The sequence below is a fragment of the Kitasatospora sp. NPDC058046 genome (assembly GCF_042885595.1).
GTDB lineage: Bacteria > Actinomycetota > Actinomycetes > Streptomycetales > Streptomycetaceae > Kitasatospora.
Genome location: NZ_JBHVRS010000010.1, coordinates 208,505 through 234,721 on the forward strand (window position 1 = coordinate 208,505; position 26,217 = coordinate 234,721).

General features: G+C 73.7%; 29 protein-coding genes. 11 read left to right on the plus strand and 18 right to left on the minus strand.

From position 1 onward, the window contains the following. Positions 1–23: 23 nt before the first annotated feature. The gene (locus tag ACFVU7_RS21945) at positions 24–434 is read right to left on the minus strand and encodes an organic hydroperoxide resistance protein (protein ID WP_388046552.1); all 411 of its coding nucleotides are present in this window, start codon (positions 432–434) and stop codon (positions 24–26) included. Positions 435–628: 194 nt separating this feature from the next. Between ACFVU7_RS21945 and ACFVU7_RS21950 the strand changes: the two genes are divergently transcribed. From ACFVU7_RS21950 to ACFVU7_RS21960, 3 genes are all read left to right on the plus strand, one after another. Next, a complete protein-coding gene (locus ACFVU7_RS21950; RefSeq protein WP_049658111.1) occupies positions 629–1,102 on the plus strand; it encodes a MarR family winged helix-turn-helix transcriptional regulator in 474 nt (157 codons plus the stop codon). A gap of 324 nt (positions 1,103–1,426) precedes the next feature. Next, positions 1,427–1,999, plus strand: coding sequence for an RNA polymerase sigma factor (locus ACFVU7_RS21955; RefSeq protein ID WP_049658113.1), 573 nt, complete (start codon positions 1,427–1,429; stop codon positions 1,997–1,999). Further along, positions 1,996–2,835, plus strand: a complete 840-nt coding sequence (locus tag ACFVU7_RS21960) for a hypothetical protein (protein WP_147409355.1) — start codon at positions 1,996–1,998, stop codon at positions 2,833–2,835. The genes ACFVU7_RS21955 and ACFVU7_RS21960 overlap by 4 nt, the downstream gene beginning before the upstream one ends. Before the next feature lie 70 nt (positions 2,836–2,905). On the opposite strand, the gene ACFVU7_RS21965 is transcribed toward ACFVU7_RS21960, so the two are convergent. The 3 genes from ACFVU7_RS21965 to ACFVU7_RS21975 all read right to left on the minus strand — a co-directional run bounded on the left by ACFVU7_RS21965 (position 2,906) and on the right by ACFVU7_RS21975 (position 6,090). After that, on the minus strand, positions 2,906–3,574 hold the full coding sequence (locus ACFVU7_RS21965) for a GAP family protein (RefSeq protein WP_388046554.1): 669 nt from the start codon (positions 3,572–3,574) through the stop codon (positions 2,906–2,908). Positions 3,575–3,805: 231 nt separating this feature from the next. Next, the gene (gene argG / locus ACFVU7_RS21970) at positions 3,806–5,218 is read right to left on the minus strand and encodes an argininosuccinate synthase (RefSeq protein ID WP_049652841.1); all 1,413 of its coding nucleotides are present in this window, start codon (positions 5,216–5,218) and stop codon (positions 3,806–3,808) included. Between the two features lie 212 nt (positions 5,219–5,430). Beyond that, complete coding sequence (locus tag ACFVU7_RS21975; protein WP_388046556.1) at positions 5,431–6,090, minus strand: rhomboid-like protein; 660 nt, start codon at positions 6,088–6,090, stop codon at positions 5,431–5,433. Between the two features lie 241 nt (positions 6,091–6,331). On the opposite strand from ACFVU7_RS21975, the gene ACFVU7_RS21980 reads away from it, so the two are divergent. Then, on the plus strand, positions 6,332–7,078 hold the full coding sequence (locus ACFVU7_RS21980; protein WP_380781097.1) for a rhomboid-like protein: 747 nt from the start codon (positions 6,332–6,334) through the stop codon (positions 7,076–7,078). A gap of 44 nt (positions 7,079–7,122) precedes the next feature. Here ACFVU7_RS21980 and ACFVU7_RS21985 read toward each other — a convergent pair whose 3' ends face one another. From ACFVU7_RS21985 to ACFVU7_RS22025, 9 genes are all read right to left on the minus strand, one after another. Then, on the minus strand, positions 7,123–8,010 hold the full coding sequence (locus ACFVU7_RS21985) for a YhjD/YihY/BrkB family envelope integrity protein (protein ID WP_079272594.1): 888 nt from the start codon (positions 8,008–8,010) through the stop codon (positions 7,123–7,125). A gap of 274 nt (positions 8,011–8,284) precedes the next feature. Then, a complete protein-coding gene (locus tag ACFVU7_RS21990) occupies positions 8,285–8,665 on the minus strand; it encodes a VOC family protein (RefSeq protein WP_049652838.1) in 381 nt (126 codons plus the stop codon). Positions 8,666–8,766: 101 nt separating this feature from the next. After that, positions 8,767–9,924 (minus strand): methyltransferase, encoded by a 1,158-nt coding sequence (locus ACFVU7_RS21995; protein WP_388046558.1) that lies wholly within the window; start codon positions 9,922–9,924, stop codon positions 8,767–8,769. A gap of 283 nt (positions 9,925–10,207) precedes the next feature. Next, positions 10,208–11,110: an STM4011 family radical SAM protein gene (locus ACFVU7_RS22000; protein WP_049652847.1), complete on the minus strand. Its 903-nt coding sequence runs from the start codon at positions 11,108–11,110 to the stop codon at positions 10,208–10,210. Positions 11,111–11,121: 11 nt separating this feature from the next. Beyond that, the gene (locus ACFVU7_RS22005; protein ID WP_388046560.1) at positions 11,122–12,456 is read right to left on the minus strand and encodes an STM4012 family radical SAM protein; all 1,335 of its coding nucleotides are present in this window, start codon (positions 12,454–12,456) and stop codon (positions 11,122–11,124) included. Further along, the gene (locus ACFVU7_RS22010; RefSeq protein WP_388046653.1) at positions 12,453–13,295 is read right to left on the minus strand and encodes an STM4013/SEN3800 family hydrolase; all 843 of its coding nucleotides are present in this window, start codon (positions 13,293–13,295) and stop codon (positions 12,453–12,455) included. The genes ACFVU7_RS22005 and ACFVU7_RS22010 overlap by 4 nt, the downstream gene beginning before the upstream one ends. A gap of 29 nt (positions 13,296–13,324) precedes the next feature. After that, positions 13,325–14,449 carry an STM4014 family protein gene (locus ACFVU7_RS22015; protein ID WP_388046562.1) on the minus strand — a complete coding sequence of 375 codons (1,125 nt, stop codon included), beginning with the start codon at positions 14,447–14,449 and terminating at the stop codon, positions 13,325–13,327. A 16-nt stretch (positions 14,450–14,465) separates the two neighbouring features. Continuing rightward, on the minus strand, positions 14,466–15,407 hold the full coding sequence (locus tag ACFVU7_RS22020; RefSeq protein ID WP_049652830.1) for an STM4015 family protein: 942 nt from the start codon (positions 15,405–15,407) through the stop codon (positions 14,466–14,468). 82 nt (positions 15,408–15,489) lie between these two features. After that, positions 15,490–16,467 carry an STM4015 family protein gene (locus ACFVU7_RS22025; RefSeq protein WP_388046565.1) on the minus strand — a complete coding sequence of 326 codons (978 nt, stop codon included), beginning with the start codon at positions 16,465–16,467 and terminating at the stop codon, positions 15,490–15,492. 201 nt (positions 16,468–16,668) lie between these two features. Between ACFVU7_RS22025 and ACFVU7_RS22030 the strand changes: the two genes are divergently transcribed. The 4 genes from ACFVU7_RS22030 (at position 16,669) to ACFVU7_RS22045 (ending at position 20,375) form a co-directional block, all read left to right on the plus strand. Further along, complete coding sequence (locus ACFVU7_RS22030; RefSeq protein ID WP_388046567.1) at positions 16,669–16,995, plus strand: hypothetical protein; 327 nt, start codon at positions 16,669–16,671, stop codon at positions 16,993–16,995. A 134-nt stretch (positions 16,996–17,129) separates the two neighbouring features. Next, on the plus strand, positions 17,130–18,248 hold the full coding sequence (locus tag ACFVU7_RS22035) for a DUF6745 domain-containing protein (RefSeq protein WP_380778125.1): 1,119 nt from the start codon (positions 17,130–17,132) through the stop codon (positions 18,246–18,248). Between the two features lie 115 nt (positions 18,249–18,363). Further along, the gene (locus tag ACFVU7_RS22040) at positions 18,364–19,161 is read left to right on the plus strand and encodes a MerR family transcriptional regulator (RefSeq protein WP_388046569.1); all 798 of its coding nucleotides are present in this window, start codon (positions 18,364–18,366) and stop codon (positions 19,159–19,161) included. After that, entirely contained in the window at positions 19,158–20,375 is a 1,218-nt protein-coding gene (locus ACFVU7_RS22045) for a glycosyltransferase (protein ID WP_388046571.1), read from the plus strand. The genes ACFVU7_RS22040 and ACFVU7_RS22045 overlap by 4 nt, the downstream gene beginning before the upstream one ends. 34 nt (positions 20,376–20,409) lie before the next feature. Here ACFVU7_RS22045 and ACFVU7_RS22050 read toward each other — a convergent pair whose 3' ends face one another. The 3 genes from ACFVU7_RS22050 to ACFVU7_RS22060 all read right to left on the minus strand — a co-directional run bounded on the left by ACFVU7_RS22050 (position 20,410) and on the right by ACFVU7_RS22060 (position 22,553). Beyond that, entirely contained in the window at positions 20,410–21,048 is a 639-nt protein-coding gene (locus tag ACFVU7_RS22050) for a VC0807 family protein (protein ID WP_388046573.1), read from the minus strand. Next, on the minus strand, positions 21,045–21,701 hold the full coding sequence (locus ACFVU7_RS22055; protein WP_388046575.1) for a TetR/AcrR family transcriptional regulator: 657 nt from the start codon (positions 21,699–21,701) through the stop codon (positions 21,045–21,047). Before ACFVU7_RS22055 ends, ACFVU7_RS22050 begins: the two co-directional genes overlap by 4 nt. A gap of 78 nt (positions 21,702–21,779) precedes the next feature. After that, positions 21,780–22,553, minus strand: a complete 774-nt coding sequence (locus ACFVU7_RS22060; RefSeq protein WP_388046576.1) for a methyltransferase domain-containing protein — start codon at positions 22,551–22,553, stop codon at positions 21,780–21,782. Positions 22,554–22,864: 311 nt separating this feature from the next. Here ACFVU7_RS22060 and ACFVU7_RS22065 point away from each other — a divergent pair, with 311 nt between their 5' ends. Then, complete coding sequence (locus ACFVU7_RS22065; protein ID WP_388046578.1) at positions 22,865–23,062, plus strand: hypothetical protein; 198 nt, start codon at positions 22,865–22,867, stop codon at positions 23,060–23,062. 270 nt (positions 23,063–23,332) lie between these two features. Here ACFVU7_RS22065 and ACFVU7_RS22070 read toward each other — a convergent pair whose 3' ends face one another. Beyond that, on the minus strand, positions 23,333–23,779 hold the full coding sequence (locus ACFVU7_RS22070) for a tetratricopeptide repeat protein (protein ID WP_388046579.1): 447 nt from the start codon (positions 23,777–23,779) through the stop codon (positions 23,333–23,335). Between the two features lie 297 nt (positions 23,780–24,076). Then, positions 24,077–24,571, minus strand: coding sequence for a GNAT family N-acetyltransferase (locus ACFVU7_RS22075; protein ID WP_388046581.1), 495 nt, complete (start codon positions 24,569–24,571; stop codon positions 24,077–24,079). 98 nt (positions 24,572–24,669) lie between these two features. On the opposite strand from ACFVU7_RS22075, the gene ACFVU7_RS22080 reads away from it, so the two are divergent. Further along, positions 24,670–25,599 carry a LysR family transcriptional regulator gene (locus tag ACFVU7_RS22080; protein WP_074004826.1) on the plus strand — a complete coding sequence of 310 codons (930 nt, stop codon included), beginning with the start codon at positions 24,670–24,672 and terminating at the stop codon, positions 25,597–25,599. A 170-nt stretch (positions 25,600–25,769) separates the two neighbouring features. After that, complete coding sequence (locus ACFVU7_RS22085) at positions 25,770–26,159, plus strand: DUF4259 domain-containing protein (protein WP_388046583.1); 390 nt, start codon at positions 25,770–25,772, stop codon at positions 26,157–26,159. Positions 26,160–26,217: the final 58 nt, after the last annotated feature.

Here is a 26,217-nt window from a genome sequence, read left to right on the forward strand (position 1 = left end):
GGGGTGCTCCTTCTCGGGGGTGCTTACTCGACGACCAGCTCGACCGGGATGTTGCCCCGGGTGGCACGGGAGTACGGGCACACCTGGTGCGCCTGCTTGACCAGCAGCTCGCCGGTCTCGCCCGCGAGGGACTCGGGCAGCTCGACGCGCAGCACGACGGCGAGGGCGAAGCCGGCCTCGTCCTTGCCGATGGACACCTCGGCGGTCACCGAGACCTCGCTGGTGTCCACCCGGGCCTGGCGGCCGACCAAGCTGAGGGCGCTGGCGAAGCAGGCGGCGTAGCCGGCGGCGAAGAGCTGCTCCGGGTTGGTGCCCTGGCCAGTGCCACCGAGCGCGGGCGGCATGGCCAGCGCGAGGTCCAGCTGTCCGTCGGAGCTGACGGCGCGGCCCTCCCGGCCGTTGGCGGTGGCGGCTGCGGTGTAGAGCGCGTCCATGGTGGCTTCCCCTTCGGGTCCTGGGTGTTCCTGCGGTCGGTTGTCCGGTCGGTTGCCGGCCCGGTGTGCTGGGCGGCGGCCGCTCGGTCGGTGCTGCGTCGCTGCGTCGCTGCGTCGCTGCGTCGAGACAAGTAGAGCACGCAATTCAATTGCGCACAACTAAATGGCGCGATGGTGATCGGTACCATGGGTTCATGACGACTCACCCCGGCATGGCGGACGAGGAGCTGCTCCGCCTCGACCAGCAGATCTGCTTCTCGCTCAACGCGGCCTCCCGCGCCTTCGGTGGCGTGTACCGGGTGCTGCTGCGGGACCTCGGGCTGACCTATCCGCAGTATCTGGTCATGCTGGTGCTGTGGGAGGAGGGCGAGCTGCCCGTCAAGCGGATCGGCGAGCGGCTGCGGCTGGACTCCGGGACGCTCTCCCCACTGCTCAAGCGCCTGGAGGCGGCCGGGCTGGTGCGCCGCGAGCGGAGCCCGGAGGACGAGCGGTCGGTCACCGTCCGCCTGACCCCCGAGGGGTCGGCGCTGCGCGAGCGGGCCGGGCAGGTTCCGCGCCGACTGCTCGCGGCGACCGGGCTGCCGGTCGAGGACCTGGTCGCACTGCGCGGGCTGCTGGAACGGGTGACCGCCACGCTGGATGCGGCGGAGGTGGAGCCGGCGCCGTAGGGGGCGTGACCCGCTGGGGGCGGGGGGCGCTGCGCGGAGTGGGATCCGCAGTGTTGCGGGGATGGTGCGGGTGGTGCCGTAGGGCTTGTCAAGCGGCGCCCTCGCACACTGTGATCTGGGTCACGTTGCGAGTCTTCCGGCTGGGTGCGCGAGGGTGAAGCGGCAGGTCAGCCGCACTGTTCAAAAGTGAACGGAAACGTTCGGCAATTGTCTGCCCGATCCGGTCAACATCGCGGACCTCCCGGACGGTTACACCACGAGCCCCAAGGGGCCGTCGGCGTGCCACCAGGCGGGCCGGCCAGCCGACCACGAAAGGGGGGTCGCGTGAGCACTCCCGGGCCGGGCGAGGAGCGGGGTCTGCGAGCCGACCCGCTCGGCGACCTGCCGAACGACTTCGAGGCCTTCTTCACCCGCGAGAACTCCGGCTACCTCCGCTACGCCCAGCAGCGCCTGCGGCACCGTGAGGACGCCCAGGACGCCGTTCAGAACGCGGGCACGACGCTCTACAAGAACTGGCGCCGGGCCCTGGCCAGCCCCGATCCGCAGGCCTTCGCCTTCAAGATCGTCAAGGACGCGGTGGTGGACGTCATGCGCGAGCGCCGGCGCACCGAACGCAAGCGGCTGCGGGTGATCGCCCAGCGCCGTCCCGACACCAGCCAGGACGAGCTGAACGAACTCGCCGAGCTGGACGCCCTGGACTGGGCGATGGAGGAACTCGCGCGGGCCGCACCCGTCCAGGCCGACGTGGTCCGGCTGCGCCAGGCGGGGCTGTCGTACCACGACATCGGACGGTCCCTCGGCATCGCGCACACCACCGCCCGCACCTACTACAGCCTCGGGCGGCGTCACCTGGAGTACCTCCTGGAGCACCAGGACGACGGCGGGGCGCAGACATGAGGGTCGTGGACCTGCTGCGTGCGCACGCCGTCGAGCTGGAGCGGGAGTTCGACGACCACGATCCGGTGGACTTCACCCGCCGGCTGGCCGAGCGGCTCGCCGCCGCCCGGCGGACCGCCCCGGCGGTGCGCGAACGCCCCGCCAGGCCGCCCGCCGGGGCCCGGCCACCGCACGCTCCGCTCTCGGGGCCGAGCCCGGGAGCGGCAGCGGGGGCGGGTTCAGGGCTCGGCGCGGGAGCGGGGGCCGGAGCCGGTCCCGGCCTGCGGTCGGGCTCCGGTTCGGGGGCGGGATCCGGTCCAGGCTCGGGGTCCGGTCCGGGGTCGGCCCCGGGGCAGTCCCGGTGGGCCGGGGGACGGGCGGAGCTGCGGCGCGACCTGCGGCACCTGTGCGCGGGGGTGGCGGGCGCGGTCGAGCCGGGGGAGCTGGCCCTGGACCTCGAACTCGCCGAGAAGACCGCCTTCCGGACCCTCGGCTGCCTGCTGTACGGCATGGGACGTGCGGCGGACGGCGTCTTCTGGTGGCGGATAGCCGCCCAGTACGGGGACCAGCTGGCCGTGCACTGCCTGGCCGTGCACTACACCGCCGAGGGCGAACGGTGCGATGCGGCCCGCTGGGCCGCCCAGGCCCAGGACCTCAGCGCCCCGGGCCGGCTGCCGGAGCTGGCGCCCGACGTCCGGCCGGGCGGGGCGGCGGAGCTGGCGCGGGTGCTGGCGGAGCGCTACGACGGCGAGATCCTGCTGACGGTACGGGAGGCGGTGGCGGCGCGGCCGACGGCCGACCCCGGGCGGTTGGGGGTCCGGGCCGTGCGGGGGCGGGGGGTGGTACGGATCCGGTGACGGAGACGGGGTGGGTAGGGAAGCGGGCCGGCCCGAGGGGTGGGCCGGTCGGGGTCGGGTAGGTGGGGGCTTACGTGAGCCCGGAGACGGCGTCGCCCAGGTACTCGGCGCCGAGCAGCAGCGGGACGGTGATCATGATCGCCGCGCTGTGCGTGGCCGTCCAGGCGCGCCACTCGCCGAGGGTGCGTCGTGCCTGGACGCTTCCCCGGAGGTGTGCCGCGAGCGGCAGCAGGGTGCCCAGCGAACCGAGCAGCACCATCAGGGCGGCGGCCACCGCCTTCTCCCCGCCGCCGGTCGGCGCGGCGGCGATGGAGGCGGCGCCGCCGACGGCCGGGACCAGGGTCTTCGGGTGGGCGATGACCAGGACCACGGCGAGACCGGCGGACCGGGCGGCGGTCAGCCGGTCGATCGAGAGCAGCCAGGCCGGTGGCGCGGTCACCCGGCCGGGTCGCGGTCGTTCGCGCCACTGCCGGGCGGCCAGCAGGACGAGTGCGGTGCCGAGGGCGAGCTTCAGCCAGGACGACCAGGTCGGTGTGGTGCGGGCGGGGTTCAATGCGGTGCCCGCGGTTACGACGGCGGCCGACACCGCGGCGAGGCCGAGCAGCCAGCCGGCCGTGAAGGCGACCCCGTTGGCCCGGCCGCGCGGTGAGGCGAGGACCAGCAGGACGGCGATCAGCGGCAGCGGGCTGAGCGCGACCGCCACTGCGGAGGCCAGCATCGGGCCGATCGCTTCACCCATCCCCGGACCTGCCTTCCCGTCGCCGGGCGCCGTCCGCCATTCAGCTCCCGTTGGGTGGCCAGCGCACGGCCGGTGCCGCCGTTCGGGTGAGGGCGGGGCGGAGCGCGGATGGGGAGCGGTGGCGGGTGCCGGGGCCGGGAGGTGGGGGCGGGCGGAGCGGAGGCGCCGGGAGAGCGGCCGAGGGCCGCCGCACCGTTGGGGTGCGACGGCCCTCCGCGGGCGTGAGGCGCGTCAGTCGGTGCCGGACTCGAGCGCCGCGTGGTCGAGCGCGTTCGGGTCCTCCTCGTCACCGTTGCCGGCGGCGATGGGAGCCGCGCCGCCCGGGGCGAGCTCGCCGATCAGGCCGCTCCACGGCGCCAGCTGGCCGTGCACCGCGTACTGCTCGAGCTTGCTGCGCGAGTCGGCGATGTCGAGGTTGCGCATGGTCAGCTGGCCGATGCGGTCGTCGGGGACGAACGCGGCGTCGACGCTGCGCTCCATCGACAGCTTCTCGGGGTGGTAGCTGAAGTTGGGGCCCTGGGTGTCGATGACCGAGTAGTCCTGGCCGCGCCGCAGCCGCAGGGTGACGCTGCCGGTGACCGGGTGGCCGATCCACCGCTGAATGCTGTCCCGGAGCATCAGCGACTGCGGGTCGAACCAGCGGCCCTCGTACAGCAGCCGGCCGAGCCGCCGTCCCTGGGTGTGGTATGTGGCGATGGTGTCCTCGTTGTGGATGGCGTTGAGCAGCCGCTCGTAGGCGATGTGCAGCAGCGCCATGCCGGGGGCCTCGTAGATGCCGCGGCTCTTGGCCTCGATGATGCGGTTCTCGATCTGGTCCGACATGCCCAGACCGTGCCGGCCACCGATGGTGTTGGCCTCGTGGACCAGGTCGACGGCGCTGGCGAACTCTTGGCCGTTGATCCGGACCGGGCGGCCGAACTCGAACTCGACGGTGACGTCCTCGGTCTGGATCTCGACCGCCGGGTCCCAGAAGGCCACGCCCATGATCGGGCTGACGATCTCCAGGGAGGCGTCCAGGTACTCCAGCCGCTTGGCCTCGTGGGTGGCGCCCCAGATGTTGGCGTCGGTGGAGTAGGCCTTCTCGGCGGAGTCCCGGTACGGAAGGTCCCGCTCGGCGAGCCACTCGGACATCTCCTTGCGGCCGCCGAGCTGGTCGACGAACGCCTGGTCCAGCCACGGCTTGTAGATCCGCAGGTTGGGGTTGGCGAGCAGGCCGTAGCGGTAGAACCGCTCGATGTCGTTGCCCTTGTAGGTGGAGCCGTCGCCCCAGATGGAGACGCCGTCCTCCTGCATGGCGCGCACCAGCAGCGTGCCGGTCACGGCGCGGCCGAGCGGGGTGGTGTTGAAGTACGTCTGCCCGGCGGAGCGGATGTGGAAGGCACCGCAGGCGAGGGCGGCCAGGCCCTCCTCGACCAGCGCGGCCCGGCAGTCCACCAGCCGGGCCTGCTCGGCGCCGTACGCGCGGCCCCGGGCCGGGACGTCGGCGAGGTTCGGCTCGTCGTACTGGCCGATGTCGGCCGTGTAGGCGTAGGGGAAGGCACCGTGTTCGCGCATCCACGCTACGGCGACGGAGGTGTCCAACCCACCGGAGAATGCGATGCCGATCCGTTCACCGACCGGCAGCTTGCTCAAGACCTTCGACATGGATGCACCCTTGACCCGCGTGAGCGGGCCCCTGATCTAGCGATGTGTGACGGAATTCGGCGTAATCGATCCGATGCCCGAACTCTGGCATAGATTTGCAGAGTAATGCAAGAGCATACGGAGTCCCGGGTGGCGACGAGGGTTCTCCCGGCTGCTGCGCGTCGACCGGCCCGTTGGTCAACTTGCTTGACTGGACGGGTGGTTGGGGTGGATCAGGAGGCCGTGGCGGGCGCCCGGGTGCGCATCCAGACGGTGCGGGAGGCGAGGGCGCCCAGCCCGAGGGCGACGAGGTGGCCGGCGTCGGCCAGCTGCTGGTCCAGTGCCCAGGCGCCGGCCAGGGCCAGAGCGAGCGCCGGCAGGCCGTAACGGCGCAGCGGGCGCGGGCCGAGCGCGAGGAGGCAGGCGCCGGTGGCGACCAGGCCGTAGCTGATGCCCACGTCCCGGGTGCGGGAGAGTGCGCCGGGGATGCGGGCGGTCAGCATCACCCACATGGCGCCCTCGGTGAGCAGCGTGGCGCCCAGGTGCCCGAAGACGAAGACCGCACCGGCCCGGGCCGGACCCCAGCGCCACTCGGCCAGGCCCAGGACGGCGGCGACCGCCGCGATCCCTGCCCAGGCCGGAACCCCGTCGACCACCAGGCCGCTGGTGAACAGGGTCCACCACTTGCCCACTTCCATGTGATGGACGTTGCTGCTGTTGTGCCGGACGAACCGGGCCCGCTCGGCATGGCCCTGGCTCGCCAGCCAGGAGGCCGTCACCGTCAGCAGCAGGACGTACGCCGTGGTGAGGCGCAGGCGGACGGCGGCTCTCAGCGCCGGGTGCCGGGGAGCAGCGGTGCTGGTCGGTGTCCTCGTCGCGAGGCGATCGCTCATCGTGCCTGGTGCCCTTGCTCGGCGGTTCCCGGTACCGGCCCCGCCCGGTACGTGGAGGGGAGGCCGCGACCGGGACGGTCCGAGCGCCAGCGTACGCGAGCGCCGTGGAGGCCGTCGGGGCCGGCGGCGGGGCGTGTGAGGTAGGCGGATTCCCGCGGGCAGCACAGGGACGGCGGGTGGCGGGTGGCGGCCGGGTCGGGCGGGGGCGAGGGTAAGGGGGAGGAGTGTCGAGGAGGCGCCGATGGCCGGCAGCACAGCCAGGGGCGCCAAGGCGCACCGGCGGCCCTGGTGGGCGCGTGCCGTCCACGCGGTGTGGGCCTATGTCCGGCGCGCGCCGGGTACCTACACCTGGCTGGCGGTCCTGCTCGTCACCACGCAGGTGATCCGGCACGTCGATCCGGCGACCGCGGACCGCATCCTGGAGCGGCGTTCGACCAACCTCCACCATCTCCAGGTGTCGCCGGTGCGCGTCCTGGTCACCAGCGCCCTGTGGATCGCGGGCGGCGGCTGGCCGTTCTACTTCCTGCTGTACAACCTCTTCCATGTGCCCGCCGAACGATGGCTCGGCACGTTGCGCTGGATCTCGGTGGCGGCGCTCGCGCACGTCGGCGCCACCTACCTCAGCGAGGGCGTGCTCGGCTGGGCGATCCACCGGGGGCTGGCCTCACCGAGGGCCCTCTACACCCTGGACTACGGCGTCAGTTACGCGCTGGCCGGCGTGGTCGCGGTCCTCACCTACCTGATCGTGCGTCCCTGGCGGTACCTGTACGCGGTGGGAGTGCTGGTGGTCTACGGGCTGGGCGTCCAGCAGAGCCGGGACTACACGAGCATCGGCCACTTCAGCGCGGCGCTGATCGGGTTCGCCTGCTACCCGCTGACCCGGGACCGCCCGGGCTCCTTCGACCCGGTCGCCTCGGTCCGTGCGGTCTGTCGGCGGGTGCGCGGGCGGTCGGGTCGTCCGACGCCGCCGGCGCGTTCGTCGGTGTGACGGGTATGACGGGTGTGGCGGGTGACCGGTGCCGGGGCGGCTGGTCAGGTTCCGCGCCGTTCGGGGCCGGTCGGCCCCAGGTAGGCGCTGAGCGGCCTCTCCTGGGCCAGCACCGCGCCGGCCGTGATGGCGAAGGTGACGGCGATGCAGAAGGCGATCAGCCAGGACAGCACCATCAGCACCAGGCCCAGCGAGCCGTACTGGGCCAGTGAGCGGTTCAGTGCGATCGGCATGTAGATCCGGGCGGTCAGCGACATCGCGGTGGACGCGATGGCGGTGAGCAGCGCTCCCGGCACCAGGGACAACCAACGGATCCGTGCGCTCAACAGCAGACGGGCGGTCCACCACCAGACCAGGAAAGAGGCCGTGAAGGTCAGTGGCAGGCCCAGCCAGAGCCCGGCGCCGAAGCCGTTCCGCAGCACGCCCTGGAACAGCAGCACGACCACCCAGCAGGCGATCCACAGCAGCCACCGCCAGGCCGCGACCCTGGTGCCGGACTTCGGCAGCTGCCAGGCGTGTTCGCAGACCCGGGCGACCGCCCGACTGCAGCTCGTGCCGGACAGCAGTGCCATCAGCAGGCCGATGATCCCCGTGGTCTGCCGCAGGTCGCCGGGGCTGTACAGCGCCTGGCGCAGTTGCTCGGCGGAGGCGCCGGAGATGCCGAACAGCGAGCGTAGTGAGGAGTTCATCTGGTTCCGCACGCCCTCGGGGGCGAAGGCGGCAACGGCGAACAGGAGGGGGATGGAGGTCAGGAACAGCTGGGAGGCCATCCGGGTGGCGGAGTCCAGTAGGCCGGGGGAGAACAGGCGGGCGGTCAGCTCGGTGATCACCGGGAAGCGCCGCTCGGCCTCACTCCGTGCCCGCACGACCCGCATGCGGGCCAGGAGCAGCTGTTCCTTCCGGCGGCCGCGGGTGCCCCTCGGCAATCTCATCCCTCGGTCCTCCCGCATCCGGGCGGCGGTCCGCACCAGTCAAGGCGAGGCGGTGGCGGGCCGCCACCGGAGCGAGGCGTCCGGAGCGGCCGCGACCCGGGGGCGGCCGCTCCATCGGCGTGGCCGTTCTTCGTGTTCGGGCGGGTCCAGCCAAGGACGGCCACCTGGCACCTGCTGCCGCTGCCCGGTCCGCTCCGTACGAGCGGGCCGGGCAGCGGCGCCGTGTCCGACGGGTGCGGTGCAGCGCTTGACGGGTGGGCCGGGTGCGGGACGGCTACTGGCCGACCCGCTGGGACACGCAGACGATGTTGCCTTCGCTGTCCTTGAACCAGGCCGCGCGCATACCCTCGCCCTCGGCGACCCCGTTGACGGTCTGCAGACCGGGGAAGTCGTACTCCTCGAAGGTGATGCCGCGGTCGCGGAGGCCGGCCATCTCGCCGTCGAGGTCGGCGACCTTGAAACTGGCGAGGGTGTGGGCGGCCTGTCCGCCGCTGGGAGTGCGGTAGACGGTGAACTGGGTGCCGCCACAGTCGCAGACGAACTCCTCCTCACCTTCCTCGGCGAGCTTGAGGCCGAGGGTGTCGGTGTAGAAGGCCTTGGCGCGGGCGAGATCGGTGGCGGGGATGACTGCTTGCAGCGGAGCGTCTCCAAGCATGGTGTTTCGCCTCCTCTCTGTCACCAGGCTAGGGACGTGCGGGCCGGGTCGCCCGGTGGGCGCAGGGCTGCTTCGGGCTGTGTGCGGCAGGTCGCCGGGAGTCATGCGGGGGCCAGCCTCCAGAGCGAGGTGATCTCCGCGGCGCGGGCGGTGTGGAGGAGGGGGTCGGCCCGGTCGGGGGTGGTGGCCCTCGGGTGGCGGGGGACGGTGTCGAGGCGCCCGGTGACGCGCAGCCCGGCTCCGGAGACGGCACCGAGCAGATCGGCGCGGGAGCGCAGGCCGAGGTGTTCGGCGAGATCGGAGAGGACGAGCCAGCCCTCGCCGCCGGGCAGCAGACGGTCGGCCAGGCCGTCGAGGAAGCCGCGGAGCATGCGGCTGCCCGGGTCGTAGACGCCCTCGTCGAGCGCGGAGCCCGGCCGACCGGGCAGCCACGGGGGATTGCAGACGACCAGGGCGACCCGGCCGCGGCCGGGAGGGTAGAGGCCGGTGCCGGCGGTCTCGATGCGGTCGGCGAGACCGAGCCGGTGGGCGTTGTCGCGGGCGCAGGCGAGGGCGCGCGGGTTGGCGTCGGTGACCAGGACCTCGTGCAGGCCGCGCCGGGCGAGGAGCGCGGCGAGCACACCCGTGCCGGTGCCGAGGTCGTAGGCGGTGGGGTGGTCATGGGCGGCCGGCGGCAGCGGCGCCCGGGCGACGAGGTCGACGTACTCGCCGCGGACGGGTGAGAAGACCCCGTAGTGCGGGTGGATGCGGGCGCCGAGGGCCGGGACCTCGACGCCTCTGGCGCGCCACTGGTGGGCGCCGATCACACCCAGGAGCTCGCGCAGGGACACGATTCTGTTGTCAAGGAGCGGTCCGTAGGCCGCCCGGCAGGCCTCGCGGACGTCGGGCGCCCGGTGGAGCCGGACGCGGTGATCCGCGCCGAGCGGTACCAGCAGCATGCCCAGGACGCGCGCGAGGCGGGCGCGCTCCCGGCGGTGCTGCCGGAAGGCCTCGGCCGAGGAGCCGGGGGCGGATCGGGGCCGGCGCCGCTCGGCGCGGCGGCGCATGGCGTGCAGGAGGCGGAGCGCGCCGGGGTAGTCGCCCTGCCAGAGCAGGGCGGTCCCCTCGCAGGCCGACCGGTAGGCGGCCTCGGCGCGCAGGGTGTCGTCGGCGGCGATCAGGCGGCGCGGCGGGGGCGTGCCGTTCTCGCTGTGCCAGGGTGCGGGCAGGACGGAGGTGGTGGGCAGGGTGACGATGCTTGGCCGGTGGGTGTCGGACACCAGGGGTTCCTCGAGGTCGAACGTGCAAGGGGCACGAAGAGCACTTCGACGAGGAGGCGAGCAGCAGGCGCGTCGGGCCGTGGCGCCGCCGGGACGGCGGGCGCGGGCGTCAGGCCGGGTGCGGCTCGCGCGTCGAAGCGCGAGCCGGGGTGTCACCGAGCACGAGGCCCGGCACGACGGCGAGCCGTATGCCACTGATCATCTGCGGGCCTCCCTTCCGAACCAGCTGGTCCTGCGCGGTTGTTCGTACGCTTTCACACAGAGTGGCCGACTGGCAACCGATTTATGACCGGCCCCCGGACCAGCCGTGCGGCACGCGCTCCAGCACACCCGCGCCGAACAGCTCGTACAGCGGCAGCGTCTCCAGGTGGACGTAGCCGATGTGGCAGTCGCAGACCGGCAACGGGCAGGCTCGCGGCAGCAGTTGCGCGCGGTAGCTGCCGTCGTAGAGGTTGCCGAGGACGTCCCGGACGAAGTGGCAGCGGCGCACGGTGCCGTCGCCGTCCACCGACAGCACGGACTCCCCGGTGCGGCACGGCAGCCCGGCGCTGGGGTGGGCGTGCCGGCTGTAGCCGAAGTGCGGGTCGACGGCGGCCCATTGGGCGGCCTCGGCGTCGGTGTAGCCGAGGCCCTCGGCGGCGTTGACCCACAGGTAGACGCCTTCGGGGAGCTCGGCGCGCAGCCGGCGGGCCTCGGCGAGGTGCTCGGGTTGGCCGACGACGCCGACGCTGTAGCGCACGCCGAGTGCGTCCAACTCCTGGCACTTGGCGAGGAAGCGCTCGCGGGTGACCTGGCCGGGATGGAAGGTGACCCAGAGGGCGAGGGTGTCGAGGTCCGCCTCGGCGAGCCAGCCCGTGCGGCAGCTGAGGTTGGTCTGGATCGCGACCCGGCGGACGTGCGGCAGGCGGCTCAGCTCGACCAGCGCGCGGCGGTACCAGGACCGCACCAGCCCCTCGCCCCAGGGGGTGAACAGCAACGACAGGGTGTCGCCGGTGCCCGCGCGCCCGGCGGCCCAGCCGGTGAAACGCTCCAACGCGGCCCGGTCGGAGCGCAGTTGCTCCGGGCTGTCGCGCCGCTTGGCGAACGGGCAGTACGGGCAGTCGTAGTCGCAGGAGGCGAGCGGGCCGCGGTAGAGCAGGGTGAGGCTCCGCGCCCCGTCCTCCGGCAGCGGTGAGGCGGAAGGCATGCCGAGGAAGGTCATTTCGCCTCGTACGCCGCCATCAGGGCCCGGACCTCGGGCGAGAACAGCATCGGCCCGGCGGCGTCCGAGTGCGCCAGCCCCTCCGGGCTGAGGCGCAGGAACTCCGCGTCGCCGTCGTCGAGCCATCCGCGCTCCGCGAACTCGGCCAGCTCCGCCGGGAAGTCCTCGGCCGGTGAACCGCCGAACCGGGCGCGGTAGTCCGCCAAGGGCAGGCCCTCGGCCTGGAGCAGCGACTGCACCAGGTGCCGCCGGCGCGGCTCCGCGCCGCCCATCCGGTGGCCCACCTCGGCACGGTGGAAGTCCTCGGTGGCGACGTAGTCGTCGATGATGCCGCGCACCTCGGTGGCGTTCACCGCGTAGTCGAAGGAGTAGTGCAGCTGGGAGGTGTAGGAGCGGGCGCCGCAGCCCAGGCCGACCATGCCGTCGGTCTGGCAGGCGTACTCGCCCGCGCCGGCCTGCGGGGAGGCGGCGCGGCGGAACATCCGCATCGACACCTGCTGGTAGCCGTGGGCGAGCAGGTGGTCGCGGCCGGCCCGGTAGAGCGCGAGCCGGCGCGCGTCCCAGGCGGCCCGGCTCTCCTGCTCGCCGCGCCGGGCCAGGCCGGTCAGCGGGCGGACGTACAGCGGGTAGAGGTACAGCTCCTCGGGCTGCCAGGCGAGCGCGGTGTCCAACGAGCGGAGCCAGCTCGCCTCGGTCTGGCCGTCGATGCCGTAGATGAGGTCGATGTTGAGCACCGGGAACCCGGCCGCGCGGATCCGGCCGAGGGCGGCCTCCACCTCGGACCGCTTCTGCGGGCGGACGGCGGAGCGCGCCTCGGCGTCGTCGAAGGACTGCACGCCCAGGCTCAGCCGGGTGGTGCCCCGGGCGGCCAGCACCTCCAGCCGGTCGGCGGTCGCGGTGGCGGGCGAGGCCTCCACCGAGAGGGGTATCGCCCGCAGGTCGGCGCCCATCCGCCGCTCGGCGATGTCGCACAGCCGCTCCAGCTCACCGGCCGTCAGATAGGTGGGCGTGCCGCCGCCGAACGCGGCCAGCGCGAACCGGGCGCCCTCGTCCAGCGCCGCGCGCACCGCCGTGGCCTGGCGCTCCAGGGCGTCCAGGTAGGCCGTGGTCAGGCCCTCGGGGCTGCCGATCCGGGTGAACAGGTTGCAGAAGCCGCAGCGGACCTCGCAGAACGGGATGTGCAGGTAGAGCGAGAGCGCGTGCTGCGCCTCGCCGGCCCACAGCTCGCGCAGCGGCGGGCGTTCGGGCAGCGGGCGGTAGGCCGTCTTGTGCGGGTACGCGTAGACGTACGACTGGTACGGCGAGTCCGGGCGCGGGGGTGCGGTGGTCATGCGCGCTCCTCGGAGGTCGTGGCGGTGCCCGCCGCTCGGGCGGGGAGGGTGAAGTGCGCGTACGGGACCGACCAGACCACCTCGTGGCCGATCCGGTGGCCGGTGTAGCCGTCCTCGCCGTAGGCGGTGCCGTGGTCGGAGCAGACGATCGCGAAGCAGGGGCGGCGGGCGCTCATCGCGGCGAACAGCCGGCCGATGTGCGTGTCCACGTACTCCAGGGCCGCGGCGTGGGTGGCCCGGGAGTCCCCGTGCTCGCGGGTGGCTCCGGGCAGGTGGAACCAGTTCGGCTGGTGCAGCGCCGAGACGTTCAGGAAGAGGAACAGCGGCTGGTCGGCGGACTGTTCGGCGGCGACCCGCTCGGCCCGGGCGACCTGCTCCTCGAAGGACGTCGGCGAGGCCACGCCCAACTCGGGCGCCCAGTGGCTCTCCTGGAAGAGGCCCGGCAGCACCGAGCCCAGCGGGCCCTGCTTGTTGAAGAACCCGACACCGCCGATGCACACCGTGCGGTACCCGGCCGCGGCCAGGGCCGTCGGCAGGTCGGGGGCGTCGAAGACCCAGGTGCGCGGGGCGGTGCTCTCGGAACCGGCGAAGCGGGCCGCGAACAGGCGCGGGTGCGGGCCGTCCGGGGAGGCGGGCGTCGGCAGGAAGCCGGCCAGGATCGCCTGGTGGGAGGCGTAGGTGAAGCTGCCGGGCGAGTGCCGGTGCTCCCAGCGGCCGCCGGGGAGGACGGCGGCGAGGTTCGGGATGCGGCCGGCGGCGGCCAGCTCCTCGGCGACGTCGAGGCGGAGCGTGTCGAGGGTGACGAGCAGCAGGTCGTGGCTGCCCACGACGGCGTTCATGTCGGGGGACGGGAGGGTGGTCGGGTGGTTCATCGAGCGGGTTCCGTGATCTGGTGGTCCGTCGCCGCGGGCGACGACGGGGAGGGGGCGGTCAGCGCGGCCAGTTGGGCGCCGTAGGTGTCGAGGCCCTCGGCGGGGCCGCCGGGCAGGCCGGTGAGGTTGGGGAGCAGGTCGCCGAAGGCGTTCACCTCGCCGACCAGGGCGCGCCGCCAGCCGGTCGTGGGCAGCACGTCGACGCCGACCATCGGTGAGCCGGGGAAGCAGGCCGCCGCGCGCTCGGCCGTCTCCAGCAGGGCCGGCCAGGCCGGCCCTGCGGCCTCCCGGGCCTGGTCTAGGCTGCCGCGGGCGCCGCCGAGGTGCAGGTTGGTCATCGGCTGGCCGCTGGTGCGCACCACGGCGTGGGTGGCGCGGCCGGAGACCACCACGACCCGCAGGTCCGCCGAGCGCCCGGACTGCGAGGCCTTCGGGATCCACTGCTCGACGTGCAGCCCGTCCGGTGCCAGGCCGTCGACGATCGCGGCGACCTCCCGCTCGCCGCGGTAGCGGCGCACCCGCAGCGAGTTGTGGAGTCGGCCGTCGGCCAGCTCCACCGAGGTGGTGGCCTGCAGCTGCCCGCGCGGTCCGAACTCCAGGGCCATCACCCCGGAGGCGGAGGAGCCGTGCGCCGGCTTGACGAAGACCCGGTGCAGGCCGGCCTCGGCGAGGCGCCCGCGCAGGTGCTCCCAGCCGGTGACCTCGCCGCCTAGTGCCCTGGGTACCGGCACCCCGGCCCCGGCGAGCAGCGCGTGGGTACGGCGCTTGTCGAACATCACGGCGATCTCCTCCGGATCGCCGAGCAGCCGTACACCGGGCCGGGCGGCCAGCCCGTGCAGCGCGGCCATGACCCCCGCGTACCAGACGGCCGTGCCCTCGACCCTGGTCGGGGCGTAGCCGGGGCCGAGCGCCGGGCCGCGCAGCAGCCGGTCGACCTCCGGATCCTCGCCGGGCGACTCGATGCGCAGCAGACCGCCCTCGGGCAGCCGGTACCGGCCGCGCAGCACGTCCAGCCAGGGCAGGACGGCGGGCTCGGGCAGCCCGGCGGCCCGGGCGGCGGCCGCGAACAGCGTCACCCGTCGGTGCCCCGGGTTGCCCAGGACGGTCAGTCGCATGGTCATCGCCTCCGCCGCCCGCCTACTCGGAGACCGAGACGTAGCGGTCGTCCTCGTCGTCCGGGTCGTCACCCTCGGCCTCGTCGAGGTCGAGCCCGACCCCGGGCAGGGCCTCGGACAGACGCTCCTGCATCGCGTCGCTCAGGTAGTGGTGGTGCAGGTCGAGGGAGTTCAGGTGGGTGAGGGGCTGGCCCTCCAGCAGGGCGGTGGCGCCCTCGTCCGTCAGCACGCCCATGGAGAGGTCGAGCGACTCCAACCGGGCCACTATCGGGGCGTGGGCGAGGGCGGCGGCGATCTCGTCCTGGAACTCGCTGTTGGACAGCCCGAGGTGGCGCAGCTCCGGCAGCCGGGAGCCGTCCAGGAACGGCGCCAGGTCGTCCATCGTCGCGTCACCGCCGTACTCGTCCACGCCGAGCCAGAGGTCCAGACGCTCCAGTGCGGGCAGCTCGGAGGCGGCCACCGCGCGCACCACGGTGGCCGGCAGTCCGCCGGACTCGAAGCGCAGGCTGGTCAGGGCGTCGTGACGGACCGGATCCAGGCCGAGGTCCGTACCGCCGCGCACGGCCAGCGACTTCAGCGCGGGGAAGGCGGCCAGCAGCGGGGTGACGTCGTCCATCACCAGCCAGGAGACCTCGCACTCGTCGTAGGTCACCTCGGCGAGGAACAGCGCCTCCAGGGCGGGCAGGCGCCCGGCCTCGGCCGTGAGGGCCTCGATCACCGGGCCGACGGAGCCGTAGCCCTCGGCCCCGTTCCACCAGGGACCGATCACCAGGGCACGGACGCTCGCCGGATCGACGTCCTGGAGGAAGGACTGCCAGAGCTGGGCGAAGTCCTGCTCGGAGCGGTACGCGAGGGCGAGCCGCCAGGCGACGCTGTCGGCGGCGGGCCGCGGCCGGGTGTCGTCGGGGGCGAACTCGTGGATCGGCAGCTCGTGGAAGCGTTCGATGTGGCGGGAGATGGACATGTCGGATCCTGGTCGGTCGGGGTGGGCGAGTACGCGGGCGGTCGGGCTGTCGGGCGATCAGGCGGGCGCGGGGCGTTGACGACTACTCGGCCACGGCCACGTAGCGCCACTGGTCGTCGGGCTTGCCGGGCTCGGAGAGGTCGACCTCGACACCGGCCAGGGCCTGACGCAGGCGCTGCTGCATCTCCTCGGTGAGGTAGTGGTGGTGCAGGTCGAGGGAGCGCAGGTGGGTGAGGGGCTGGCCCTCCAGCAGTGCGGTGGCGCCCTGGTCGGTCAGCACACCCATGGAGAGCCTGAGCGACTCCAGCCGGGCGACCACGGGCGCGTGTGCCACGGCGGCCGCGATGTCGTCCTGGAACTCGCTGTTCTGGAGGCCGAGGTGGCGCAGCTTGGGGAAGCGGGTGCCGTCCAGGAACAGCGCGACGTCGGCCATCGTCGCGTCGCCGCCGTAGTTGTCCACGCCCAGCCAGAGCTCCAGCCGCTCCAGGGCGGGGAAGTCACAGCCGGCCACCGAGCGCACGACCGAGCCCGGCAGGCCGCCGGCCTCGAAGCGCAGCGCCTCGAGCGCCTCGTGCCGCAGCGGCTTCAGGGCCAGACCGCCCTTGCCGTCCCAGTCCTGCGAGGCCCCGCGGACCACCAGCTCGGCCAGCCGCGGGAAGGCCGTCAGCAGCGGCGTGATGTCGCACTGCTGGATCCAGGAGATCTCGCACTCCTCGAAGGTGATGTCGCCGACGAACAGGGCGCGCAGGGCGGGCAGCCGGCCGGCGGCGGCGACGATCGCCTCCATCGGCTCCTGGAAGCCCTCCGGCTCCTCCGGGGACCACTGGCCGATCACCAGGGCGGTGACCCGCTCGGTGTCGACGGCGCCGAGGAACTGCTCCCAGCGTTCGGCGAACGTCGCCTCGGACTCGTAGTCGAGCTTGACCCGCCAGGCGGCCGAGGCCGCGTCAGGCAGTTCGAGGGCGCCCGATCCGCCCTTCTCCTCGGCCTCCTCCAAGGCCTCGACGAAGTCGAAGACGGGAAGGCCGTGGAACCGCTCGATGTGGTCGTTGACAGTCATGCGCTGCTCCTCTGGGGTCGGGGCCGAACAACTGTCTACCAGCCGGGACTGACAATCCGGCGGCCGGGTCGCCGCCCGGGCGCGTTGTCAGACCCTTGCTCTATGTTCGGGTCCTGGCTCCGGAGAGTGACCGCGGCGGACGCGGCGGAGCCATGGGTTCCGGCGTCCGCCGGAGCCCCTCCGTACGGCGAGGGAGGACTGATGTACCGCCAGGGCGATGTGCTGATCGTGCCGGTAGAGGAGGGCGCGGTGCCGCCGAGGGTGGTGGAGCTGGCCGTGCAGCCCCGGGACGCGCGGGGCCGGATGGTGCTCGCGCTCGGCGAGGTCACCGGGCACGCGCACGCCGTGGTCGGCCCCGGCGTGCTGCGCCGGGAGACCGGGCCGTTCGGCGTGGGCTGGCTGCACCTGCCCGAGGGCGGCCGGGTGGTGCACGAGGAGCACGCGGCGATACCGCTGCCCAAGGGCTGGTACCGGGTGGTCCGCCAGCGCGAGTACGTGCCGGGTGCGGTGCGGATGGTCGCGGACTGACGACCGCTCCGCCCGCCGTACGGGGGTCGGCGGGCGGGTGCGGACACGAGGGCGGAGCGCGGCCGTGGCCGTGGCCGCGGCACGGAACGGGAACGGACGGCCGGGCGGGGAGCCCGGCCGGGAACGGAGCAGGGATGGAGACGGTGATCCACGACGAGGTCCACGGCGACCGGGCGCAGGCGCGGGAGCTGCCCGGGCCGGTCGAGGTGACGGCCCGCTGGCGGGCGGCCGCGGCGGCCACCGGAGCGGGCGACCGGGCGGCGGCCGAGCGCGCCGTCCGGGCCGCCTACCGGGCGGCCGGGCTGCCCGAGCCCGCGGCGATCCGGTGGTTCGGCTCGCCGCTCGCCGCGACCGGGGCGGCGCTGGAGCTGCGGGCCGCCGGGGCGGAGAGTGTGCGCGAGGCCGTGCGCACCAAGCCCTGGGAGGAGGCCAGGCGGCGGGCCGTCGAGCAGGTCGGCGCCGCCGGGTGGGCGGGCCACTGGGCGCTCACCGGGGGCGAGCTCGGCCCGGTCACCACCCCGCTCGCCGACCGGCTGCGCAACGCGGTGCTCGACCGGCTCGCCCCCGAGGCCGACCGGGAGGCCGACGCCGCGGTGGCCGAGGAGGCCCGGGCCCGTCGCACCACCGTCCGGCTCGCCCTGCTGGACGCCGTGCGCGGCCAGCACGACGCGCCGTGGTTCGCCGCCTTCGAGGCCGCCGGGGCGAGCGCCGACGCCGTCGCACCACTGGCCGAACTGGCCCGGGAGGTCGGCTGGTGGTGGCCGTACCGGGACGTGGCCCTGCTCAGCGAACGGCCGACCGGCCTGCACCGCGACGAGGCCGGGCGGCTCGACCGGGCGGACGGGCCCGCCCTGGAGTACGCCGACGGCTTCGCCCTGCACGCCTGGCGCGGCATGCCCGTCCCGCCGGAGTTCCTGGCCGGCCTGGCCGAGGTGACGGCCGAGCGGATCCGCACCGAGGAGAACGCCGAGCTGCGCCGCGTCCTGCTGGAGCACTACGGCTACGAGCGCTACCTGGCCGACTCCGGCGCCGAGCCCGTCCACCGGGACGAGACCGGCGTGCTCTGGCGGATCGTCCTGCCCGACGACGAGCCGGTGGTGATGGTCGAGGTGGTCAACTCCACGCCCGAGCCGGACGGCACCCACCGCACCTACTGGCTGCGCGTCCCCCCGAGCACCCGCACCGCGCGAGCCGGGGTCGCCTGGACCTTCGGCATACCCGAGACCGCCTACCACCCGCAGCGCGAGACCTGACCGAGGACGCCGTCCGGCATCCGGAGCAGGCCCCTGAGCTGCGCGTGTTGACCCTTACCCCACGTCAGGCCGCACGGTGGGGGCGCAGCGAACGCACGGATGATCGGAGTGACGCATGAGCTGGTCGGTGGGCCAGGTCTCCGGCTTCGCCGGGGTCACGATCCGGACCCTGCACTACTACGACCGGTCCGGGCTGCTCACGCCCAGTGAGCGAAGCCCGGCCGGCTACCGGCTCTACAACGGCGCGGACCTCGCCAGGCTCCAGCAGATCCTGTTCTACCGGGAACTCGGCTTCCCGCTCGACGAGATCGTCGACATCCTGGCGGACCCGCAGGCCAACGCCCTCGACCACCTGCTGGCGAGACGACACGCCCTCACCGAGCAGATCGCCCGGCTGCAGAAGCTGGTCGACGTCGCCGAGCGGGCCATCGAGGTCCAGCGCACCGGGGTCGAGCTGAGTCCGGAGGAGCGCTTCGAGGTTTTCGGGGACGTCGTCTTCGACCTCAGCTACGCGGCCGACGCCCACCTCAAGTGGGGCGAGCGGGACAGCCACCAGGAGGCCCTGGCCCGCGCCGCCACCCACTCCAAGGAGGACTGGCGGCAGCTGATGGCGGAGGCCGCGGAGTGGCGCGGCCGACTGCTGGAGGCCTTCGACCGGGCACTGCCGGTCGACCACCGGACGGTGCTGGACCTCGCCGAGCAGCACCGGCAGCACATCACCCGGTGGTTCACGCCCTGCCCGCCGGAGATGCACTGCCGGATCGCCGACGACTACGAGGCGGACGCCCGTGCCTTCGCCCTCGTTGTCCCGCCGGCCGAGCAGCGCCCGGGGTTGGCCGGCTACCTGCGTGCGGCGATCGGCGCCAACGCCGAGCGGCGCAGCGGGAGCGACCCTGAGGAGGAGGCTCGATGAGAATCCTCGTCACGGCCGCCGGATCGCACGGCGACGTCGCCCCCTACACTGGTCTCGGGGCGTACCTGCGCGGTGCGGGGCACGAGGTCGCGCTCGCGGCGCCCGAGACCTTCCGCGAGCTGGTGGCCGCCAGCGGCCTCGACTTCCGCCCGCTCCCGGTCGATCCGCGCGGGGCGGGCACCGGTCCGACGGGCGGGCGCTCCGAACTGCTCGCGCGGGCCGCGGCGTTCATCGGGAAGCTGGGTGACGGGCTCGCGGACGCCGCCGCACCCGGAGCCGATCTACTCCTGCTGAGCACCACCACCGCGCCGCTGGGCTGGCACCTCGCGGAGGCGATGGGCGTCCCCAGCATCGGGGTCTACCTGCAACCCACGCTGCCGACGCGGGAGTTCCCGCCGGTCGTCGGGGGCGGCCGCTCGCTGGGGAGCTGGGGCAACCGGGCGGCGGGCGCGCTCGGCCAACGGGTCGTCGACCGCCTGCACACCGGGGCCGCACACCGGCTGCGGTCGCGGCTGGGCCTCCCGGCGCTCTCCCAGACCGCGCGCCGGCGGGCCGTGGAGCGGGCGCACTGGCCGGTGCTGCACGGCTTCAGCCCGACCCTCGTACCGCGCCCGGCCGACTGGCGGCAGGGGCTGCGGGTGGTCGGCAACTGGTGGCCGTACGCGGCGGAGGACTACGGCCTCCGGGCCGAGGTCGAGGACTTCCTGCGGGCCGGGCCGCCGCCGGTGTTCATCGGCTTCGGCAGCATGGCGGCGGGGCAGGGCGAGCGGCTGAGCGCCCTGGCGGTGGAGGCCCTGCGGCGGGCGGGAGTCCGGGGCGTGGTGCAGGCCGGCTGGGCCGGGATCGCCGGGGAGGGCGACGACGTGCTGACGGTCGGCGAACTGCCGCACGCCCGGCTCTTCCCGCGCATGGCGGCGGTCGTGCACCACGCGGGTGCGGGCACGGCGGCTGCGACGCTGCGCGCGGGCGTGCCGAGCGTCCCGGTCCCGGTGACGGCGGACCAGCCGTTCTGGGCCGACCGGCTCCACCGGCTCGGTGCCGCCACCGCTCCCGTCCGGTTCACCGACCTGACCGCCGACCGTCTGGCGCAGGCCATCCGTCAGGCCGTCGAGGAGCGGCGACTGCGGGAACGGGCGCAGGAGGCGGCCCGCGCCCTGGCGAAGGAGGACGGCGCGGGCCGGGTCGCGGAGGCGGTGGTGGCGTTGGGCGGGTAGCGGAGGAAGCGCGGACGGCCCGGCCCCGTTCCGGTCAGGCCCGCAGGCCGTGGCGCCTGGTGTACCGGAGGTGGAAGACGAGCAGCGGCGCGGCGATCACCGGCCAGCACAGGTTCATGGCCGCCGGGGCGGTGTCGATGGGAAGGAGGTACGCGAAGGCCAGTTGGGCAAGGGCGTTGAGCAGGCTGGCAGTGCCCCAGACCGCGGTGAGCACCCGGACGCCGTGACGGAACGCGGAGTCCTGCTCCCAGCGTGCCTCCCAGGCACGCAGCCCGTCCTCGCCCGCCTTGGCCTGCACGAAGGAGCGGAAGACCACCATCAGAGCCGGACGCCCGTAGCCGACGGAGGCCAGCAGCCAGATCCCGAGGAGCCCGCCGAGCATGCCCGTCCAGGCCTCGCGGATCAGCAGGGTGCGGGCGTCCCCGGTGAGAACCGAGAGCACCAGACCGAGGGCGATCATGCTGAGGATCAGCAGGGCCAGGAAGTCGACGCGGCGGGTTCGGACCAGCCGTACCACCACGGTGACCGCGGGTACGGCGGCGGACCACAGCAGGGCCCACCACTGGTCCGCGCCTGCCGAGCGCAGCCCGTAGTAGACGGCGAGAGGGAGGACGAGATCGATCAGCAGGGGTAAGAGGAGGGCGGTTCGGCGCGGGGCGGCGTGGAGGGTCACTTCGTCTCCTCGGTCCCGGCCTCGGTCCCCGTCGCGAGGGCGAAGAGGGTGACCAGCTCGCGCCCGTAGGCGCGGACGTCGAAGTCGTCCCCGGCGGACAGCCGGTTGGCGGCCGCATCGATCGAGGCGCGGATCGCCAGGGCCATCGCCTCAGGGTCGAACGGCCGGAAGTCACCGCTGAGCTGTCCGTCCCGCAGGTGTCGGACCAGCAGCGAGACGGGGGTGTCGAAGCCGGCGGAGCTGACCAGCGGGCTGCCGTCCTCCCGGCGGGCGTTGGCGAGGACGTCCACCAGCGCCCGTACCTCGACCGGGTGTTCCGCCAGGAACTCCAGGTTCGCCTCGATGTAGGCGGCCAGCTGCGCGGCGGGCGCGGACCTGGCATGGATGCGCGGCTGCATGAAGGCCTGCGCCGACTCCTGGACGGAGTCGACGAGGGCCTGGAAGAGGTCTTCCTTGTCCTGGAAGTGGTACGAGATCAGCCGCACGCTGGAGAGCTTCGCCCGCTTGGCGATCTGCGCGAACGAGGCCCGGGCGTAGCCGAGTTCGGCGACGGTCCCGATCGCGGCGGCGACGATCTGGGCGCGTCGGGCATCAGTGGTGACGCTCCGGCCGGAGGCGGGAGCGGCAGGAGAGGAGTCAGGTTTTACTCGCATGAGTAAAAATTAACATGGATCGGCAAAAGTGGAGGCGCAAAAGGACCCTGCCACGGCAGGCCGCCGCGTCCGCGCAGGTCAGGGCGTCCGGGCGATCAGGACGGGCTGGAAGAAGCCGGTGTCGGCGGGCTGCTTCCAGTGGATGCCGGCCAGGCTGGCCTCGGCGGCGAAGGCGCTCAGCTCGTCCTGGGTGAGCGCCCAGTACGTGGAGCGGCGGACTGCGACCCGCCACTCGTCGGCCTCGTCCGGCAGCAGCCGGAAGAGCTCCAGGTCGTACCGCTCGCCGTCCTCGTGCCACTGCCAGAGCTGGAAGAGGACCGACCGTCGGCCGCCGTGCTCGGCGGTCTGCGGCGGAGTGGAGGCGGGCCGGGTGCGGCGCAGCTCGTCGTACGGGCGGGTGGTGACCAGGAGTAGTCCGCCCGGGCGCAGGACCCGTCGCATCTCACCGAGCGCGGCGCGGACGTCCTCGGCCGTGAGCAGGTGAGGCAGCGCGTTGTCGGCGCAGACGACGACGTCGAACCGGCCGTCCGGGAAGGGGAGTTCCCGCATGTCGGCGGCGGCGGTGGGCAGCCGGAGGCCGCGCTCGGCGGCCTCTGCGGTGGCGCGGGCGGCGGCGACCGGGCTCAGGTCGGTGCCGGTGACGCGGTGGCCGAGGGCGGCCAGGCCGATCGCCTGGGTGCCGATACCGCAGGCGCAGTCCAGCACCTCGGCGGGGCCGTCGCCGAGAGCCGCGCGGACCACGGCGTCCAGCGCGGAGCCCTGACGGGCGAGCGAGGCGTTCCAGTCGGCGTAGAGGAGGTGGTAGTCGTCGGCGAAATCGTCGTAGAAGCGGCCGAGGGCGGACTGGCTCATGCTGTCAGGACCTCCAGGGGGCGTCGGCGGGAGCGGCAACGGTCCGCCGCGGCGCCATCATGGCGCGGCCGTACCGGCGGTGAGTACCCGTTTTTCGGGGCCGTCACGGAACCGCCGAGAGGCGGGGAGCGGGGAACGGGGGCCGCTGGACGGCCGGCCGATCCACCGGCAGGACGGCGCCTACGCTGCGGTGATGCGGACCGATGCGGACGAGTGCGCCTTCGGCCAGCTGGTCGTCGACGCCCAGGTCGAGGCCGTGTCCGTGGACGGTTGGGACTTCTCCTGGCCGGGAGGACGCGGGCGGGCTACCGGTGGTGCCAGTCGGGCGGCTGGGCACGGCGGCAGGGAGTCTGGACGTCCAGACCGGTGACGGCGACGTGCTCGCGGGCACCGGGCGGCTGGACGGGCACCCGTCCGTGCTCGTCGCCACCGAGCCCTGGTCGCCGAACCCGGACCGCGCCACGTGGTTGCTGAACCCGCTGGGCGCGGGGGCTGCCGAGCATGCGTAGCGGGAGGGCGTTCAGCGTGCTGATGAGCTGACCGCGCAGCAGGAAGCGTCGGACCGTGAGCCGGTGGGGCCGGCCGACGCCGGGCCCACCGGGCCCGGGTGCCAGGCGAGATCGGGCGGCGGCCGGCCCAGGTCCGAGGAGCTGCCGACGGCGTCGACCCGGGCGCGTAGCGGCCGCAGCGGGGCTCGGACCGGGCTCGACGTCGTGGTACCTGCCCGGCCCCGGGCGGTCAGGGATGGGGTTCCGGGTGGCTCACCCGGTGGCAGGCTGTCAGGAGGTGACGGCGCCCGAGCGGTTCAGGTCGGCCCGAGTCCTCAGGAACCCGAGGTACTTGGGGTCGGCCTCCTCGAAGATCTCGGGCCCGCCTCCCATGAAGGCCCTGATCAGCTCGTCCGCGGCGCGGTCGTGGTCGCCCAGCTCGAAGGCGGTCTGGCCCAACCGTAGGTGGACGTACGGATTGCCGAGTCCGTCGGGGCACTGGACCGCGTTGTAGAAGCACTTGTAGGCCCTGTCGTGGACGCCCAGTCGGAAGTGCACGTCTCCGATCGCGACGTAGATCCAGGTCGCGGCCACCCATGCGCGGTGGTCGCCCGGCAGCAGCCGAAGGGCTTCGAGGTAGCGCTGCTTGGCCTCGGCGAACTCTCCCAGTCCGACCAGCGCATCACCCTCCTGGCACAGGGCCCTGATCTCCGTACGAATCCCGTCGGGCAACTCCACGGTCGTCCCCCCGTCCTGAGGTGCTTCGCGCGCACCGGGCGCGTCACGTTCCTCGATGCTCCCGAACCCCGGGCCGTGATCGTACCGGTGGGCTGCCGGGCCGCTGCCACGGCCGCCGCCGCTACCGACGGGCCCGTCGCTGCCGAAGGGCCCGTTGCCGCCGACGACGGCACCGCTGGGCCACGAGTCACCGCCGTCACGACCGTGGTGACCACCGTCCATGCCGACCTCCTCCGTTCACGCGTCCGTCCGCACCGCAGGCGCAGGCGCGGGCGGTACGGACGGGCGGCACGGGCCTCAGCCCAGTTGTTCCATCAGTATGTCGGCGCGGGCGTAGTAGTCGGCCACCGGGAGCCGGTCGCGGGTGATCCTGACGAACCCGGCGTCCTCGTAGAGGTGGACGGCGGGGGCCAGCCTGCTGTTGGTGCCGAGGAACAGCCTGGTCCCGCCGAGTTCCCGGGCCCGGTCGATCGCGGCGGCCACGAGCAGGCGGCCGATGCCACGCCCCTGCGCGTCGGGGTCCACGGCCATCTTCGCCAGCTCGAACACGGCGTCGGGGTGGGCCAGGAGCGCCACGCAGCCCACGACGGTTCCGCTGTCCGGCTCGCGGGCCAGGAGCACGTCGCCGCCCGGGGCGACGATGCGGCCGAACGGATCCCCGAGCACGGTCCGGTCCGCCTCCTCCAGGGTGAACAGCCGCGCGATCCATTCCTCGTTCAGCGTGCGGAACGCCTCGGCGTCGCTCGGCGAGGCGATCGAGGAGACCACGGGCGGGGTTGAGGCGTACGGCACGGGGCGGCTTCCTTCCCTGGATGGCACCACGTCAGCCTGCGGCCGTGCCCACCCAGGTGTCCAATACGTACGCCGGCCGCCATCCATAGGCTGGAGATATGGATCAGCGAATCGAGCTCCGGCACCTGCGGTACTTCCTGGCGCTGGCCGAGGAGTTGCACTTCGGCCGTGCCGCGCGGCTGCTGCACATCGCCCAGCCGGCCCTGTCCCAGCAGATCAGGCAGTTGGAGAGGATCGTCGGTGTCGAGCTGTTCCGGCGGACGTCCCGGAGCGTCCGCCTCACGGACGCCGGAGTGACGTTCCGGCCGCGGGCGAGGGACATCCTGGGCCGGCTGGCCGCCGATCTGGACGAGGCCGGCCGGGTCGGCCGTGGTGAGGCGGGCCGCCTGGACGTCGCCTTCATCACCTCCGCCACCGCGATCGTCAGTGAACGGCTCCGCGCCTTCTCGCTCCGCCGCCCGGACGTCCAGGTCAGGCTCCACGACGGCTTCACCGTCGACGTCCTGACAGCCCTGGAACGCGGCACGGCCGACATCGGGATCGTCCGGGACGCCGAGGAGCGCGACGACATCGACCTCGCCCTCCTGGCGACGGAACGGTTCGTCGCGGTCGTTCCCGCCGACCACCCCGCCGCGCGGGGGGAGCGGGTGCAACCGGCGGCGCTGGCCGCCGACCCCCTGATCCTCTTCCCGCGCTCGGCGGGGGCCCGCGCCTTCGACGTGAACACCCGGCCGATCCGGGACACCGGCAACGAGGTCCGGGTCGCGCAGGAGTGCTCGAACTGGCACACCATCACCATGCTGGTCGCCGCCGGCCTGGGTGTCACCATCGCCCCCCACAGCGTCACCACGCTGCTTCCCGAGGGTGCCCGGAGCCTCGAACTCGACGGGCCCTCCGCCGTGAGCCGGGTCTTCCTGGCCACCCGCCGAGGAGACGACCGCCCCCTCGTGCGGGCCTTCGTCGCGGTGTCCGAATCCGTGGCGGGCCGGGGTGAACGGTCGAACGACGGGGGAGCGTGGGCCCGTTGAGCGGTCCTGCTCCTCGGCCGCCGGAAGGCCCTGTCGGTGTCTCCGGAGCCCGAGCCGGAGCCAGAGCCGTCGCTTGAGCCGTCGCCGCGACCGGACGGGCCGCCCGGCGGTGTCAGTGCCGCCTGCTTCGATGGCGGGGACAGACGGCGGCACCCTTCAGAGGAGACCTCGTGGGCACGTGGGGCAGTGGGAACTTCGAGAGCGACACGGCTCTAGACCACCTGTCGGTCCTTATCGACCGGCTCGTCACCGAGGTCGCCGAGGCGATGGCCGGCGATCCCGTCGAGCTCGAACCGGACGAGTACTGGGGCGTCGCCGTGCCGTGCAACCTGGAGCTGCTGCACGTCATGGCGCGGGCCGGCCACGGTGTCCACCAGCTGCCGGAAACCGACGTGATCACGGGCTGGAAGGCGGCGTTCATGGCCGTCTGGGAGCGGACCGTCGACGACCTGGAACCCTCCCCGGGCTACAAGGACGAACGCCGGTTGGTACTCAACCGCACGTTCGACCAGCTGGCTGAGGTCACCGCCGGGGTCGGGGCGGAGGAGTCCGGACGCTAGCGGAACGCCCGGCCGGCGCGGGACACCGCGGCGGTCGACGGTCGGCTCGGTGAACCGC